This is a genomic window from Sphingobium sp. EM0848, assembly GCF_013375555.1.
Taxonomy (GTDB): Bacteria; Pseudomonadota; Alphaproteobacteria; order Sphingomonadales; family Sphingomonadaceae; genus Sphingobium.
In genome coordinates this window covers 1,456,596-1,474,069 of the sequence record NZ_JABXWB010000005.1, presented here as the reverse complement: position 1 = coordinate 1,474,069, position 17,474 = coordinate 1,456,596, and the positions used below count along the sequence as shown (strand labels likewise).

The following is a 17,474-nucleotide window of genomic DNA, read 5'->3' as shown; positions in this document are numbered from 1 at the left end:
CGCCCGCAAGTGCCGTCAACTTCCTAGTCGAGAACAAAATACCCTCCCGTTTCCTGATGTTTCAGCCTGTAGACGAGCTGCGTTAAGGCCCTGTCATCCGCTATGGTTTCCGATTTCTTTTCAAGCTCGCTCAGGGCATTGGCGCAGCCGCCAATGGCCTTGTCCGCGACCTCGCAAAACCGCTTGCGCTCCGCCTCGGGCATGTCGGGTACCGGCTCGAAGATGCCGATCGACGAAGCCCGGCCGCGCAGCACGACATTGCCCATCGGCCGGAAGATATCGAGGCCGGAACGGTCCTTCGCGCTCTCGCTGACAAGGACGGCGGACTTGGTCTGCTTGTTGGCGGATTCAAGGCGCGCAGCGGTATTCATGCTGTCACCCAGCGCCGTATATTGGATGCGTCCTTCGCCGCCGAAATTGCCGACGATCGCTTCGCCATGATGCAGGCCGACGCGCGTCATGCCGATCGGTGGCACGCCTTCGGGCACGGTCCTGCGGAATAGCTCACCCGCTGCGTGCATCGCGAGCGCCGCCTTGACCGCGCGCTCGCCATCGTCCGGGCGGCTGATCGGCGCCCCCCAGAAGGCGACCACGGCATCACCGACGAACTTGTCGATGGTCCCGCCATGGGCAAGCACGACGTCGCTCAACATGTCGAGATAGCGGTTGAGCAACCTGGCCACCATTTCCGGCTCGATCGCGTGGCTGAGCTTGGTGAAACCCTCAAGGTCGGAAAAGATCACGAATATCTCGCGCTTCTGTCCGCCGAGCTGAAGGGAATCCGGGTCCTTCATGATCTCTGCGGCAATGTCGGCGGGCAGATATTTGCCGAGTGCTCCCTGTGCGAACCTGCGCTGCTCGGCGCTCAGCGCCCGCGCTGCGGAGCCGGCAATGATGAACGCCGCCAGCCAGCCGACAATCCAGCCGAAAGCGGGCAAATCATAGGTCTCGATGTCCTTGGCGGCGAGCAGGAACGGGATGCCGCCCAGCGCGGCGATCTGAACCGCCAGAAGCGAGCCGGAAAGCAGCGGCTTGCGATTGAAGGAGGCGGTAAAGGCCCCGGCGAGCACAGCGGCGATAGCGGCCATCCAGAGCGCTGCGCCGGGTATCGGCTTCAGCAACCGGCCGTCCATCATCTGGGCCAGCATGTGCGCGAACAGCTCCATTCCCCAGATATTCTTCGCTTCATCCTTTCCAGCACCGCGGGTCAGCGGCGTCTGGAAGATATCGATATCCTGGATATTACCACCGATGAGGACATATTTGCCCTTGATCTGCTGCGCGAACATCGCTGCCGCCTCGGGAGAGTGGAACAGATCGTCGTTGGCGAAGGTGTCGATCGGAATGGCCGCGAAGATCGGCTGGTCCTTCAGCGCCGGCCGGCGATAGGCCAGACTGCCGGTGTAATGGGCGAAAACCTTGTCGCCCGGATTCAGCGCATTGGGCATGCGCGGCGGGGCGCCGGGGATGATGTCGGCCCATTTGCGCATGACATTGTCGGAATCGGTCTGAATGACGATGCTGGTCGGGTGAACATGACCGCCCTTGGCGATTTCCTTCTGGAAGGTCTCCAGGAACTGCTGCTGTTCGTAGAGAATCTTGTCGCTCGCCGTGTCGATCGAGGCATGGGCGAGGAAGGTCGGGGTCTTCATCGACTGGAAGGTCTTGATGAGGAACGCGTCGTCACTTTGCGGCTGGTCGATCAGGATATCGATGCCGATTCCCCTGGCCCCCATGGTGTCGATCCGCGCCAGCGCCTTGGCCAGCGTCGTGCGGTCCAGCGGCGATCGCTTGCCCGTCCTGATCAGCGTCTCGTCGGTGTAGGGGACCATGACAACGCGATTGTCCTGCTCGACAGTGGGCGCGGTGGCGATGATGCGCGTATCGAACAGGGCATGTTCTGCATCGACGGCGAACGGCAGGTGCCAGCTGAAGCGAGCGACAAGCACCGCCAGGATCAGCCCGATCAGCGAGAGTGCGATCCGGCCCCGGCCGATCTGCGTCGCCAGCTTGCCCAGCCTCCTGGCATAGCCGTTGGCCGCTTTTCCCTGACTGTCGCTCATTGTGCTGCTTCCTTCTGGTATGCGGCCTTTTTCGCGTCGGCAAACTGATCCGTGGGTCCGCTGGACAGCGGCTTGGCAGCATCGCCGACAATAGCGAAGGCAGCCCAATAATAAGGGTGGGAAGTCAGCGGATCGTCCATCAGCCGCTTTTGCGAAAGCCGCATGGATTCGCCGACCGGGCGGGTGCTGCTGTCCTCGTAGATCAGCGACATCAGCTTTTGGGTGGCGCCATAGTCATCGGGCACCGGCCAGTGACTGGCGATGACCGATCGCGCGCCCGCGCCGACAAAGGCACGCACCAGCCCGTCCAGCGCGAAATTGCCGCCGGTGCCGATCCCCGCTTCGCGCGTCGCCGCTGCCGTCGCTGCGCCAGCCGTGTCGCAGGCCGAAAGGATCACCGTATCGGCGTCGAGCCTGAGGTCGAAGATTTCCTTGAAGCTCAGGAGGCCGTCCGACTCCTGCTTGCCAAAGGACGTCACCAGTGCCGGACGCGCCGGACAACCTGGATGCGGCGCGGTGACCAGGCCATGGGTCGCGAACTGGATGATGCGGAAATCCTTTAGATTGCCGCGCTCGCGCAGGGCGGTGTCAGAGAAGCCCTCTTCCGTCACCACCTCATTGCCGGCCCCGCCCAGACGTCGCGCAGCGAGCTTGAGTTCAGCCGAGGAGATCGGCTTGTTCCAGAGCGAAAGCGCCCAGTCGCAAGGGTCGCGGCCTTCCTCGCTATGCGGTGCCCATTCCAACCGGGCCGTGGGTGTGTTCTGGCCCATGCCCAGATAGTGCCGCGCGGCGCGCGAGGCTGGCAGGCGACGGACATCAAGGAACGATTGCACGGAAACAGCGGTGGAGATCATGCGGTCGCGACCCAGCCAGGCGGTTCCGGTGAAGTCGAATTCGTCCGGATTCTTCACCTTCTGGCGGGCGGCATAGGCATCGACGCTTGCCTGATCCATGACCAGCACATTAGCGGGCAGCTTGAGCAGCGGCCCGTCAGGTTCGAACACCAGATGCCTGATCGACGGAATCTCCCCGGCTACCGCACCGAAGAGAAGCTCATACATTCTGTGCGAGGCGACAAGATTGAACGGATTGGTGGTGAGCTGGTTCGATTCCTCGATCACGATGGAATCGCGGATCGTGTCGGTCAGTTTTTCCAGCTCGGTGCGCGTCGCCGGGATCTTGAAAATCCGCGCGCTTCCCGGACGCACGAGGATGCCATAGGCCGTCTCATCCACGATCAGCAGCTTGTAATAGCCCTCGTCGGATTTGAGCGCGGCCTGCATCCCTTCCAGTTCGAGGGTCGAATTGGCCATAACGCGAAATTTGGGAAATGCGCCCAGTTGGGCAAGCAGCGCGGTCTGATCGGCGCCGACCTGCTGGCGATGCGCCTGCGCTGCGGCAAGCGCCGCATTTTCCTGCGGTGTGCGCGCTTCAATCGCACCGAGGCGAGAGATTTCAGCGTCGGTGACGACGATATCGCGGGTCAGGCTGATCGACTGGCGAAACAGGCTCGATGCCTCATCGCTGCCGCCAGACAGCTCCCGCGCGAATACCGCCTGCGTCTGGGCGACGCCGGGACGCACCAGCGCCTGGCTGGCCACGAAAAAGTCCTTGGCGGACTGGATATCGCCTTTCGCAGCGAGCGCATCGAAATAGGGCTTGATGAGTGGCCGCAAAGCTTCACTGCCGCCCGGAATGCGCGCAGCATCGCGCACAAGCTGGCGGTAGGCAGGGATAGCGTCGCTCATAGCACCATGCCTTGCCTGCAACGCGGCCAGTCTGCCTCTGGCGGCCAGCACCGTAGCTGATTCCGGATAGTCGGCCTCATAGATAGCAAGCGCATCGCGCAGATGGCTTTGGGCCACGCTACCCTTGCTTTCAGCCTCAGCCAGCCGGGCCTGCTCCGTGAAGATGCTGGCGATCATCCAGTGCATCGATCGCACCGCGCCGCCACGCACAGAGGCATAGTCGGACATTGCCGTGGCGAATTCGGACCTGGCCGCATCGGTTTCGTTTTTCATGCGCAGGGCGACACCACGCAGATAATGCGATTGAGCGTCCAGCAATGTGCCGCGTTCGGCTTCGGACAGGTGCGTCGCTCCGCCGCCCAGCTTGATCATGGCGTCGTCATCGACCTGAAGCCGCTGCGAAAGCTGCTTGTCGATGAAACCGCCGGTCAGCCGTTCGCTCGATCCCGCCGCCTCGGCGATGGCCGCGACCGCCGTGTTGAGCGCGGCAAGGGCACCGTCGGCATCGCGCTGATTGAGCCTGTGCATGGCCTTCAGGTTACGGAACAGGCGGCCGAACAAGGCGTCCGATCCGTCAGCGACCTTGGCCGCATCAGCAAACAGGCGGTCGGCCTCGGCTCTGTTGCCGAGGTTCGACTGCTGCATGGCGGCGTTGGCGTAATATTCGGCGGCCTTGCCGGTGTCGCTGTCATTGATGCGGACCCGACCGACCAGCGCCTCGAAAAATTCCGACGCTTCGGCATAGCTGCCTTCGATATTGCGGCCATAACCGGCGGCGAGCGCCTGAGCGGGGTCCAGGCTGGCCGCCTGAACCCGAGCAAAGGCGGCGGGATCACCGGCATTGGTGGTCGCCACCGAGATTTCGCCACTGACGGGGCGATCAGCCGCAAGCGCTTGCAACCCGATCTGGAGGGCACTGTCATAGGCAGTCAGGCCTTGCGCGATGAGCGTTTTGCCGCCACGCCGCAGACTGTAAATGGTGTAGTTGAGGTCAGTGCGATTACGGCACTCGGCTTTTTCGACGCTACCGAGGTCGGCTATTGTCGTTTCTGTCGGACCGGCGCAGGACAGGTCCTTGTCCGTACCGCCCACGCGGGCCTTGAGCGCATAGAGCCGCGCGACCGGCGTTGCAGCGTCGCGGCAGACCACATCATAGGCCCGGTCGAACATGGAGGTGAACCGATCGTCCTCGCTTCGCCTCTGCGCGGTGCATAAGACGCCACGGTCGCCGACGCGAAAGCTGTCGGAGGCTGAAACAGCGGCCGGCGATGCAAGAATGGGCGCATGGACAAGGGCGAATGCCGTCGCGGCCAGAAATTGGGCAATGCGCTTCATCATTGATCTCCCGGAATCCAGAGAGAGGAATTGCCGGTGCCGGAAACCGGTTCGTTCACGGGTGGCGGCTGGCTGACGTTCCTGGTGTCGATGACGCTGTTGACCACCACTTTGGGATTGCCAGTGCTTTCGGCCGCGGCCTGTTCCTTTTGTTCCTCTTCGGTTTGCGATGTCGCGCTCTGCTCCTGTTGCTGCACCGAACTGCTCACCTGATTTGCGATCATGGGCACGGTCGATCCCGCACAGCCATTGGCGGCGCCGCAGGGAAGGACCGTCAGGTCATTGCCCGTGAAGGTCACGGCGTAGTTGGCAGAAGCGGCCAGCGTCCCCTGTGTGATGGGGTAGACGCCAGCGAGCGAAGCGATCGTCGCGGTGGTGGCCAGTACGCCGGACAGGCTGTCGCTATTGACCAGACCATTGCCGCCCACCGTGTAGGTCAGCGACGGATTGGGGTCCGATTGCAGGCGGCTTGCGGGATCGGCCGTAATGATCAGGGGTCGGGGCGTGACGCCCAGTGAACCATTGACGTAGGTCAGAGCGTAATTGGGTGAAACGGCCAGCGTGCCCTGCATCACCGCATAGGAACCGATGCTGGACAGGCCATTGGCGGTGGTCGTCAGCGATCCGGTCAGCATGTCGCCATTGACCAGCCCCGCACCGCCGATGGTGTAGGTCAGGGCCGGGTTCGCATCGCCATAGAGCCGGCTGAGAAAATCGCCGGTTACGGTAACCGCGCGCGCGATAATCGAATAGGCGGTGGCGTTGGTCGGGGCCTGGACAAAAGAGAAGCTGTAATTCGCCGAATTGCCGGCAAGGCCCGAGCCGGTGACGGCATAACTGCCGACACCGCTCAACGCATTGGCGGAGGTCGAATAGACTGCGGTGCCGGTCGTTACCGTGGCCAGGCTGTCGGAACCGAACAGCCCGCTGGCGCTTTCCGTGCCGGTCAGGACGCCCGGCGCGTTGCCGTAGGTGATGCTTGCCGGGTTTGCGGTATAGGTGATTGTCGCGGCGGCGGGCGTAATGCTGCCGCTGGCACTGGCGAGCGTCACGACATAATTCGCTCCACCATTGCCATCGTTGATCATATAGCTGGAATTGACGGAAAGCGTGCGCGCACCGGCATTGGCGCTATCGAAGGACTGGGCAAGGCCAGTGATGCTATCGGTGCCCTGCAGACCGATAATGCCAACGGTTCCGGTCGAACCCGTCGTGGCATCGTAGGAGCGCGCATCGGGTGACGCGCTCAGGAGGAGCGCTGCCGGAGAGATTGTGAGCGCCCCATCGACATAGGTGATCGAATAGTTACCAGAGGTCAGTCCGCCCGGCGTGATGACGTAACTTCCCGCGTTGACGGCACCCTGCGAACTTCCAGTGTAGCTGAGCGCACCACCCAGGACTGTCGAGGTTTCTCCGTTGACGAACCCGCTGTAGGTTACGCCATTGCCACCGGAATAGGCGACAGCATTGTAGGTCCGCGCATCGTTGTTCGCGGCGATGGACAGCGCGACTGGCGCGATAGTGCCTGATGCCGTGTTGAAGGAGATCGTATAGTTGTTGCCGCCATTACCGTCGTTGATCGTGTAGCCGGTATCGACGACAAGCGTGCGTGCGCCTGCATTGGCGCTGTCGAACGACTGAGTGAGGCCGCCCACCGTGTCGCCCGCTTGTAACCCCGCAACGCCGACCGATCCGCTCGATAGCGCCGAGCCATCATAGCTGCGCGCATCGGCTGCGGCACTAAGGATCAGCGAGGCAGGCGTGATCGTCAGCGTCGCCGCAGGCGCGGCAATGATATTATAGCCAAGCTGATCGGACGAAAGGCCGCCCGAATAGCTGACGGAATGGCTGCCCGCGTTGCGGCTGATCCCGCTGATGCCCGCAGTGCCGAATATATGGGTCAGGTCCGTGCCTACCGGAATAGCGTTGAGCACCGGCACGGTGCCATCATAAGCAAATGTTGCGTCCGTGGGCCCGACCATAAGCGGACGAAGGAAAGATTTGAGCAATGGCGTCGACAGCCCCTCATAGATACGCCAGATCGCAGCATCGCTGCCGGTCGCGTCGAGTGACCAGCCCGCATAGCTGGAGGCCAGCCTGGATTGGGCCGTGGTCAACATGACGGCGTTGGTGCAGCTGGCTCCGCCGTCGATGGAGCAAGCAACCGAAACGCCTGACGCTTCACCGTCCCAATAGCTGTTAAGGATTGATCCTGTTGGAGAATTGGCACCGACGAGGCCGCCTGCGCCGAGGCCCGTAACGGCTCCATTGGCGAAGGTGAAGGCAATCGTTCCGTCATTGAAACCGGCAATCCCGCCGACATAATTGGAGCCGCTGACGGTCACGCCGGACCAGCTGTTGTCGATGATGCCTGCGCTCTGATTCATGCCGACCAGACCGCCCGTATCCGACCCACCCGAGTTGATGGAGCCGGTTACGAAGGAGCCTGTGATCAACCCCGCATTGCTCGCCGCCAGTGCGCCGACCCAGCCTTGACCGCCAAGGATGTTGACATTGGCAAGGCCAAGGTTGCGGATCGTGCCGTCATTGTAACGGAACAGGCCGATCTCGCTTGTGGAGGGCTGGTTGAAACTCAGGCCGGAAATGACATGGCCCGCGCCGTCGAAAACCCCTGTAAAGGAAGGCTCCGTGCCCAGTGGGATGAAGCCATCCATGCCCCACACACCGCTCAGGCGTGCGGTTTCGGTCGCGTCGATATCGTGGGACAGACGATAATTGCCGTCGAGCACCAGGCTGATCAACTGCATTTGATGAATGCTGCCGATCGAGGCGGTGCCGGACTGGAACTGGGGCTGCTCCCAGATGCCGATAGGGCGGGTGCCAGCTCTGGACCCGGTCATATCTTCGATCCAGATCCAGTCATTGGAATTTAGGTTGGCATAGGCCATCGGGCCGAAGGCATAGTTGCTTGCCCCCGATTGGCTGGGATCGCTGGTGACGGACAGCAGGTTCGTGATCGTGCCGGTATCGGCGCCAAAACCAGCCGACAGGCCGCTCGTGAAATCGTCCCAATAGCTATTGGTGATGACGCCGCCCGCATTGTTGCCGACGAAACCACCAACATTGGTGCTGCCCGGCGCGATGACTGCTCCGCTCGAATAGCTTGCGCTGATGGTGCCATAGCCCGGCCCGATATTCTGCCCGACGAAACCGCCCACGCTGTCGCTGCCGGAACCGGCGATCACATCCCCCAGCGCATAGGAGCGGGTCACCGAAACCCAGTTGGTGCCTGTCAACCCGCCGACGAATTGCGCCCCGCTTCCGGCCACGACGTTGCCGCTGGCATAGGATTGATCGATGCTGCCATAGTCGTGCCAGCCGATAAGGCCACCAACTTCGCTGCTGTTGTTCGCAGCGGTGACATTGCCCGTCGCGAAGGAACGGGTGACGATGGCATGATAGGCGCTGCCGATCAGGCCGCCGATGCGGTTGCCGCTGCCGGTCACCGATGCGGTCGAATGTGAGCCGTCAACGAACGTGTTCATGGCGCTGCCGCCGATCAGGCCGCCGACATTGTTCTGGCCCGCCACGGTTCCGGTCACGAAACTGTTCGATATCTTGACGGCGCCGCAGAAGCCGCAATTGGCAGTTGCGCCGATCAGGCCGCCGGCATTGTCCCCGCCAATGATGTTGGCGTTGATCAGGCCGATATTGCGGATCGCAATGGCTGGCTGGTTCGCCGGGCCGCCAACTGTGGCAAAGAGACCGACTGGCCCCACGCCCGGGCTGTTAACGGTCAGGTTGGTGATGACATGTCCCAGGCCATCGAAATTGCCCGAATATGTCGAACCCGTGCCGAGCGGCACGAAGCCCGCTCCGCCGTTCCATCCGGCTGTCTGCGTCGCATCGATGTCGCGGTTAAGCGCAAAGCTCTGGCCAAGGAAATTGTTGATCGCCTGAAGATCGGCAAGGCTGTTGACCAGTTGATAGCCGGTCCAGTTACCGGCGACGACGCTGCTGGAGAAATCCTTGGGCGTGCCGAAGCTGGCCGGATTATAGTAGATGTCGATCTGGCTGCCCGTGCCGGTGAGATTGAACAGGCCGGACTGGGCCGTGACCGTTCCGACCGCGTTGCCGTCTGAATCCGCCTGCAACGTGAGCAAGGTGCTCGCGCCGCTGCCGGTGACCGTACCCGCCACATTGATCGAGCCTGCGGCCAGGAATTTGAGCTGGCTGTTGCCGCCGATCGCAATCGGCGCGCTGATGGCGATATCGCCCGGCGATCCGCCTGCCGACGTGCCGAGGATGGTCGTGGCCGCCGTAGCGGCGCTGACCAGTGCAAAACCGTTCAGGGCAACGCCGTTGGTGGAACCGGCTCCGGCCTGAACACTGGTATCGAAGGCAAGCGATCCCCCTGCGCTGGCCAGTTTGAGCGTGCCGGCATTAGCAGCGACCAGTATCTTTCCGCTCGTCGCGTCGCCGCCGGGGCCGCTGGCACCGTTCCCGCCAATGGCCGAGGCATTGAACCCGACGCTGGAGTGCAGATCCATGGTCGTCGCGCTGTCGCCGACATCGGCGGAAACCGTGCCCGCAATCGCATAACCGCCGGACCCGACGGCGCCGCTCCCGCCGCGCGCCGATGTGTCGAACAGGGAGGCGCCCGTCGCCGTCAAAACGCTGCCGGGATTTGGTGCTATGCTGAAGGAGCTGGCAATCGCATTGCCGCCGATGCTGCCGCTCCCGCCTTTCGCGCTGACGTCCAGCAAAATGCCCCCGGTCGCGATCGCGCCCTGAACCAGTAGTGCCGCACTATGATCTGCTTCATAACTGGCTCTGGCTTCGCCGCCCACACCGTTCGTTGGCCCAGCATCGCCAGCAGTGGCGCTGCTGTTGATGGCAAGGGCGCCGGCTACGGTTATCGCGCCGCCTGCGGTTTCGACCCGCGCCAGCCCGCCATAGGCGTCACCGCCGTAAAAGCCGGAAGAATCGCCGCCGGTCCCACCCTTGGCGGATGCATCGACCGTCAGCGAACCACCCGAAACGAAAAGTCCGCCACCACCGGAAATCGTCACCGAAGCGTTGCCGCCAAAGGCGGTGCCGCCGCTGCCGAAGCTGGTGTCGTAACCGATGGCGTTGGCGGCAATGACAGCCGATCCGCCAACCGTGATGAGGCCGCCGTCGCTCAACAGTTGAGCCGTGCCACCCGAGGCAAATTGGCTTGTCGTGCCGACCTCGCTGGCGGAAACAAGAAGATTGCCGCCGATATTGACGGCGGTTCCGGCCAGTCCCGTTTCGAGCGAAGCCATCCCCGCTGACGTACTGCCGGCATCCGCCTCCAGCATCAGGTCGCCGCCAACCGAAATGGTGCCCTGTTCGGCGCGCAGCCTTGCAGTGGAGTCGGCGTGGATCGAGAGACTGGAGGCAAAAACTATGTCAGGCGAACCGCCCGTATTCGTGTCGGTAACGGTGACGTTCCCGACCGCGCTGACATAGCTGTTCGATGTGTAGCTGCCCCGAGCGATGCTAATGTCCGCCGGGCCCGCGCCCGCGGCACCAACGGCAATCGGATTGCCCGTGCCGCTGTCGGCGATATTGTGCCCGGCCGACAGGACGATGGTGTTACCGTCAAGGCTGGCCGCGCCCGCAATGTCGAAGCCGATCGAGCCGCTCGATTCAATCGCCATCGTGATCGCGTTGTTCTTGGGAACCGCCACCATATAGACCCGGCGCTTCTCGCCAGCCGCGGCGGCGTCGGGGCCGCCGGTCGAGCCGGTGTGGGTGAAGGTGTTGCTCGAAACCTCGCTTCCGGCCGTAACGCTGATGTTGAACAGGCCCAGATTGTCGATCGCAAAATCTGCGCTTTCCGCCGCGACCAGCGCCACCGAGCCGCGCGCACTGAGCAGGCCGTCCTGCTGGATGCGCGGCGCGATGGCGACGATATAATTATTCTGCCCCACGGTTTCGGCACGCACTTCGGCCCCGGCCTCGACCACCACGGCCGATGTGCTCCCCGTTTGTCCAGCGATGCTGAACTGGCCCGGAGTGGGCATGAAATCGCCCGACCCGTCGACCACCGGATCTCCCGTGCTCAGCAGCAGGCTGCCGACATTGATCCGTGCTGTGCTGCCGACCAGCAGGCCACCCGGGCTGTAGAACCAGACGCTGCCTGCCGCATCGCTGTTGATGTTGCCGTCCAGCCGCACCGCGCGCGTCTGGTCGGTTGGCACGATGCGGTTGAGCACGACATAATTGCTGCCCAGGCTGCCGTTCGCCACGAAATTGACCGTAGCGCCGGTGGTAAGGAAATTGATCGCGCCACCGCCCGTCGCCGTGTCATTGGGCGTCCAGGTGATAGTCGCATGCGCGCTATTGACTGTAATGTTGTCGACGCCCGGGGTCGTGGAATCGATCGTCGCGCTACCGAAATCGACGGTGCCGACACCCTGAAAGGCCTGTGCCCGCACCACCTGCGGCATGGCTGCGAGCAGCGCGACGAGTGAGGCGTTGCGCAGCAGGGCGAGAGATGAACGGGCGCGCATCAGCGGTTGCTCCAGGGCAGAAGATTCATCGACAATGTGGCAAGAAAGCGCGGATCGCGACGCCCCGCCTCGCCGGGCAGGGTATTAAGCGGAAAGGCGACGCCAAGGTCGAGACGCGCCCGGCCGCCGATGTTGCTTCGCATTCCGCCGCCCAGCGAATGGAGCCGCTGCGCATTGCCCGTTGCCGACGACCGGTCCCATGTCCAGCCATTGTCGACAAACAGATAGGGCTGGAATTCCAACTTGCTGCGCGGATTGAGTCGGAAGCCTTCATATCGCAGCTCGGTCTGAATGCCGATGCCATCGTCGCCGGTCACCGTGCCCGGATCAAAGCCGCGCCCGACCGTATAATTGCCCAGGGAAAAGCGCTCGAAGGAGAACAGCCCGGCAGTGCTGACCTGCGTGCGCGGCGAGAATGTCACGGCAAAACGACGTAACGGGTATAGCTCAACATTGGCATTGAAGCGGAAAACCGACGCATTGGGATCACCGCCGGGCAGGCTGGGTGGGACGAACCCCGCCGCCAGACAGGTCGCCTGCCGGGTGATGCAATTGGGACTGGCGCTGAAGATCGAGAGCCCCTTGCGCGCCTCCAGCGATCCGTTGACCTTCCAGAGAATCGATCCGCCCGGCCCCATGCCCTTGAGATCGATCGCGTCCAGATCGAGCCGCAAATATCCCACCCGCAAACGATCTTCGCTGAGCGGGAGCCCCCCGAAATCGACTGTCTGGTTGACGAAGTCCAAGCCGGCGGCGGCGCGGATGGTGATCGCCTGCTTGCGGACCAAGGGGTAGATGGTCTCGAAATTCGCGAACAGCGTGCGCGCCGAGACATCGGGGACCGCGGGGCCCAGATCAGGCCGTGTCCAGGCATAGGTCAGGTGTCCGCCGAGCCGCAGGCCATCGCCGCCCAGCGCCATTTCATGACCCACCTGCAGGATATTCTGTTCGTGGACCTGCGCCGTCGTATAGAAGGACAGCGTCGTGCGATCGCCCATGCCGGTAAGGCCATTGAACACGGCCCGCAATTGCCCGCCATAGCGGCCAGTGCTCGGTCCAGCATAATTTTGCGCGTTGAAATCGACCATGACCGGTGTGTAGTCGATCCGCACTTCCCCGATCATTTCACCCGCGCCGGTGCCTGCGGGCTTGAGCGAAAGGCGCACCTGATAGCCCGGAATGTCGCGGGCGAGTAGCAGATAGCGCTCGGCCTGGAAGCGGTTGAACAGCTGCCCGTCGGCCAGATTGGAAAGGTAACTCTCGATCAGCCTCTCGTTACGGCCAACCTTGCCCACCACGCGGATCGACGTGACCCTGGCATAGAGTATTTCGAAATTGACCGCGCCATTTTCGATGCGCTGGGCGGGGACCTGAACCGCGGCTATATAGCCCAGTTTGCGAAGCTTGGTCGCGGCAGCGTCGCGAATGCGGCACACCACGCTGATCGGCTGTTCGGTACCGACGAAATCAGTGTAGGTGCTGTCCAACTCGCTGGCATCCACCGGACCCAGGTTATGAAATGTGGCCGTGGTGATCCTGATCTTGATCGAGGAATAGGCCGGATCTTCCAGTGCGCACGGCGCGCGCTCAATACGGTCATCTACCGTCAGCCGGGGACGTGGCGCAATCTTGGCCTGGGGCACCGGCTCCAGATCGCTTCGTGCCGGCGGCGTCAAGGGGGCGGACTGAGCAATGGCGACTGTGGGGACGGCAAAGCCGATCGCTACGGCAAATTCTACAACCCATGAATATCCTCTGCCCCGAACTAGCCGGAGGTCCTGCCGTGTAGCAGTCACCATAATTGCCCCTGTTCACTCGTCCCAATCTGGAGATCGGGCGTAAGAATAGATGGTAAATATTGAGTGAATAGAATGTGCAGATTAGGATTTCGTACCTATAAATGTTTATCGTGAATTTTCATTATAACTTTGTAAAATAACAGAAATTTTGGATATATTCCGAGCGACCGGGCTGGTTTCCGAACGCAAATGCTGAGAGGTAGGCGGCGGATGTTTGAGCTGACCCTTCAAGAGGCATCGTGAGATGGTCTCGCCTTTTCGTCGAGCAAGGTGTCGAGTTGGTCGCGGATCGCGCTGAGCTTGAGCCGGCTCAGCCAGCCATCCAGGGGCTTGAGCTTGCTCGCCTCGTCACGGACAAAGCGCTGGAGCGGAGGTTCACCCGTCGAGCCATGGCAATGCAGATCCGCAATCTCGCGCATCCACCAGGCGAGATGCTGCTCCAACGCTTCCATGCTGGTAAAGCTGTGACCCGCCAGCGCGTTGTTCTTCACATAGTCGACGCCGCGCTCATCCTTGCCTTTCGTACACGCTCGATAAGGCGCGCACGCTCACGGCTGGAAGCCCCTGTAACGTGAGAAGGCATGTAGCCGATCATTGAACACAACTTCCCGCGTCACCGCGTCATGGCGGGTGACCAGCGCCGCCGCATTCTCCAGCAGCACCTCTTCGGTCACGCCGCCAAATGGCGAAAAGCTGCCTCCATGCCATCGGACCAGACCGACTGGCGCTCATGGCGGAATGCCGTCGTGAAGGGGCGGCGCGAATAACCCAGGGTCGCGACAAACACATATATGCGGACTATATCACCGCCGATGCAGACGCGCTTCTCGCCGAAATCAATCTGCAACTGATGACCCGGCGGCGTCTCGAAGCGCATCATATTATCCACAAATTGCTCAACGTTCTCCAAGCAAGACGAAGACACTATCGAGCGCTTCCTGAAGGGCATCGAGATTCATTTCCGGATCTATTTGGGCTTGAACCGCTATCCCGATCGCGAGGCATCCAATCAAAGATGCGAGGTTCTTCGAGTTAATATCTGATGGAATATATCCATCCATTTGAGCCTTTGAGATGAGTTCCGTATATATTCTGTTCTCTCTACGATGATATTCCTTGAAGTTATCCGTCTGGGGGAGGCGATTGGCGACACTTGCACATAATAGGACGAAATATGCCTGCATGTTGGGATTCTTGATCGCCCAAAGAGCCGTGTCGATTTTCGCCCTGATTGCCCCAAAAGGTGTCCTGCCGCTTTCGGTCAGTTCGTCATAGTGGGAGGCCAATTCCTCCGATGTCGACCGTATGGCCGCCTCGACAAATGCTTCCTTCGAGCCGAACCGCTCCCTCACCATCCCCCGGCTATAGCCCGACCGCTCACTGATCCGATCGAAGGTGGCTGCGGTAAAGCCTTCCTCAATCAGGATTTCCGTGACGGCATTGAGCAAACTCTGTTCGGAAATCGCCCTTCGTTCGGCCTGTGTCAGGCGTTCGGCTTTCCGCTGTTGCATCGATCTTCCTCAAAAGTTGCTGGCCAGACATCAACTATGATCAATGGTGCAACGCTGCAAGAACGGCCGCGCAATGACAGATCGGCTATCGCAATCGGCGGACGACCCGCCGACGAATAGCGGCATCCATCAGCAATCCGCAGCCTATTCCCTTGAAGAGACTCAAATGGACCGGCTGATGACCTCTTTCATGATCTCACTCGTTCCACCGAATATCCTTGTAACGCGCGCATCCCGCCAAAAACGGGCTATAGGATATTCATTCATGTAGCCGGCGCCACCATGCAACTGCAACGCCGCATCACATATGCGTCCCTGCAATTCGGTATGCCACAGCTTCGCTGCTGACGCCTCGGCGGTTGTCAGTGCGCCTCGAATGTGGCGCTCGAGCGCCCAGTCGATATGCGCCCAGCCAATTTGCAGTTCAGCCTTCATGCCAGCGAGCGTGAACTTGGTATTCTGAAATTCGAAGACAGGCTGCCCAAATGCCTTACGCTCCTTCGTATAGCCGACTGCTTCATCGAACGCGCGCTGCGCGGCAGCCTGCGCGCTGATTGCGATCGACAGGCGCTCCTGCGGCAACTGGCTCATCAAATAGATGAAGCCTTTCCCTTCCTCGCCCAGACAGTTGGAGCGCGGAACCCGCACATCGTTGAAGAACAGTTCCGACGTGTCCGCCGAGTGCTGACCAACCTTGTCGAGATTGCGTCCTCGTTCAAATCCAGGCGTATCGGCGTCCACCAATAGGATCGATATGCCCTTGGCGCCGGCGGAAGCGTCGGTCCTCGCCACGACCAGAATAAGATCGGCATTCTGTCCGTTGGTGATGTAGGTCTTGGAGCCATTGATAACATATTCGCCGCCATCGATCTTCGCGGTCGTCTGGATCGATTGCAGATCCGACCCCGTGCCCGGTTCCGTCATGGCAATGGCGGTAATGACTTCACCGGTGATCATCCCGGGCAAATATTTGTGCTTCTGCTCTTCTGATCCATAGAGTTCGATATATTCGGCCACGATGTCGCTCTGAAGCAAAATACCCGCAGCCGACCCGGCATAGGTCAATTCCTCACCGATCACAGCATTATAACGAAAGTCCAGACCCAAGCCGCCAAATTCCGGCTTCACGGTCGGACAAAGCAAGCCTGCCTTTCCAGCGGCGAGCCAGAACTCGCGCCCGACAATGCCTTCCTGTTCATGCTTGTCGAGATGGGGAAGCAGTTCGCGCGCGAAGAATTTGCGCACCTCGTTGCGGAACATCTCATGGTCTTCGGTGAAGACGGTCCTGTCTGCAGTTTCCAACATAGTGATTTTTCCGTTCTCAGGCAGAGTTACAGAGCTTCGATGATGGTGACGTTGGCAATGCCGCCGCCTTCGCACATGGTTTGCAGGCCATAGCGGCCGCCGCGTATCTTCAGCGCATGGATCAGCGTCGTCATCAGCTTGGTGCCGGATGCTCCGAGCGGATGGCCGAGCGAAATCGCGCCACCATTGACATTCAGCCTGGCTGGATCACCGCCCAGCGCTTTCAGCCATGCCAGCGGGATCGGCGCGAAGGCTTCATTGACTTCGTAGAGATCGATCTCATCCAGCGTTCGGCCGCCACGTTCGAGCGCCCGTCGCGTTGCCGGAATGGGCTCTTCCAACATGATGACCGGATCGCCGGCCGTTACGGTCATAGTGTCGATCCGCGCCAACGGTGTGAGACCATGAACCTTTAGCGCACGTTCGTTCACGATCAGTACGCCCGAGGCGCCGTCGCAAATCTGGCTGGCCGTTGCCGCCGTGATGGCGCCGCCTTCGACCAGCAATTTAACGCCCGCCATCGATTCCGGCGTGACGTCGTATCGGATGCCCTCATCGCGATCATGGACGACCGTAGATCCCTCGGCATCATGCCCTTCCACGACGAGAATTTCGTCGGCAAAGGCCCCTTGCCCAGTCGCGGCCGCCGCGCGGCGATGCGATTCAAGGCCAAACGCATCAAGATCCGCGCGGGTAAAGCCATATTTGTCGGCAATCATCTGTGCGCCGCCAAATTGACTGAAGCCTTTGACGCCAAAGCGCGCCAGCCCTTTCCCAGACCATGGATCAGCGCTCGCGCCCGCCGCAGCCGCCCCCTGAACCGATAGCCCCAGCGGAACGCGCGTCATGCTCTCGACCCCCGCAGCGATAACGACATCCTGCGCGCCGCTCATCACGGCCTGCGCCGCGAAATGGATCGCCTGCTGCGAAGAGCCGCATTGCCGGTCTATCGTCACGGCCGGAACGCTTTGCGGAAGGCTCGACGCGAAGATCGCGGATCGCCCGATCTGGTTTGCCTGTTCGCCGACCTGACTGACGCAGCCCATGATGACGTCCTCGATCGCGGCCGGGTCGATCCCCGAACGGCGCACCAGTTCATCCAGCACCTTGCCGGCCAGGTCGGCGGGGTGCCAGTTGCGCAGCCGCCCGTTGCGCCGTCCGCCAGCGGTGCGCGTCGCGGCGACGATATAAGCCTCTCCCATTGGTCGCTCCC

7 protein-coding genes and 1 pseudogene are annotated in these 17,474 nt (G+C 61.5%); all 8 read right to left on the bottom strand.

The window, feature by feature from the left end; translation table 11 throughout:
• Positions 1–23: 23 nt before the first annotated feature.
• Positions 24–2,063 (bottom strand): adenylate/guanylate cyclase domain-containing protein, encoded by a 2,040-nt coding sequence (locus HUK73_RS24745; RefSeq protein ID WP_176594398.1) that lies wholly within the window; start codon positions 2,061–2,063, stop codon positions 24–26.
• A complete protein-coding gene (locus HUK73_RS24740; RefSeq protein WP_176594397.1) occupies positions 2,060–5,149 on the bottom strand; it encodes a CHAT domain-containing protein in 3,090 nt (1,029 codons plus the stop codon). The genes HUK73_RS24745 and HUK73_RS24740 overlap by 4 nt, the downstream gene beginning before the upstream one ends.
• Positions 5,146–11,646, bottom strand: coding sequence for an MBG domain-containing protein (locus HUK73_RS24735; protein ID WP_176594396.1), 6,501 nt, complete (start codon positions 11,644–11,646; stop codon positions 5,146–5,148). The genes HUK73_RS24740 and HUK73_RS24735 overlap by 4 nt, the downstream gene beginning before the upstream one ends.
• Positions 11,646–13,289 carry a ShlB/FhaC/HecB family hemolysin secretion/activation protein gene (locus HUK73_RS24730; protein ID WP_176594395.1) on the bottom strand — a complete coding sequence of 548 codons (1,644 nt, stop codon included), beginning with the start codon at positions 13,287–13,289 and terminating at the stop codon, positions 11,646–11,648. Before HUK73_RS24730 ends, HUK73_RS24735 begins: the two co-directional genes overlap by 1 nt.
• A gap of 437 nt (positions 13,290–13,726) precedes the next feature.
• Positions 13,727–14,322, bottom strand: a pseudogene (gene istA, locus HUK73_RS27035) (IS21 family transposase); the annotation flags it as partial.
• Positions 14,323–14,341: 19 nt separating this feature from the next.
• A complete protein-coding gene (locus tag HUK73_RS24715; RefSeq protein ID WP_176594392.1) occupies positions 14,342–14,956 on the bottom strand; it encodes a TetR/AcrR family transcriptional regulator in 615 nt (204 codons plus the stop codon).
• 162 nt (positions 14,957–15,118) lie between these two features.
• Positions 15,119–16,261 carry an acyl-CoA dehydrogenase family protein gene (locus HUK73_RS24710; RefSeq protein ID WP_176594391.1) on the bottom strand — a complete coding sequence of 381 codons (1,143 nt, stop codon included), beginning with the start codon at positions 16,259–16,261 and terminating at the stop codon, positions 15,119–15,121.
• A gap of 26 nt (positions 16,262–16,287) precedes the next feature.
• A complete protein-coding gene (locus tag HUK73_RS24705) occupies positions 16,288–17,463 on the bottom strand; it encodes an acetyl-CoA C-acetyltransferase (protein WP_176594390.1) in 1,176 nt (391 codons plus the stop codon).
• Between the last annotated feature and the right edge of the window lie 11 nt (positions 17,464–17,474).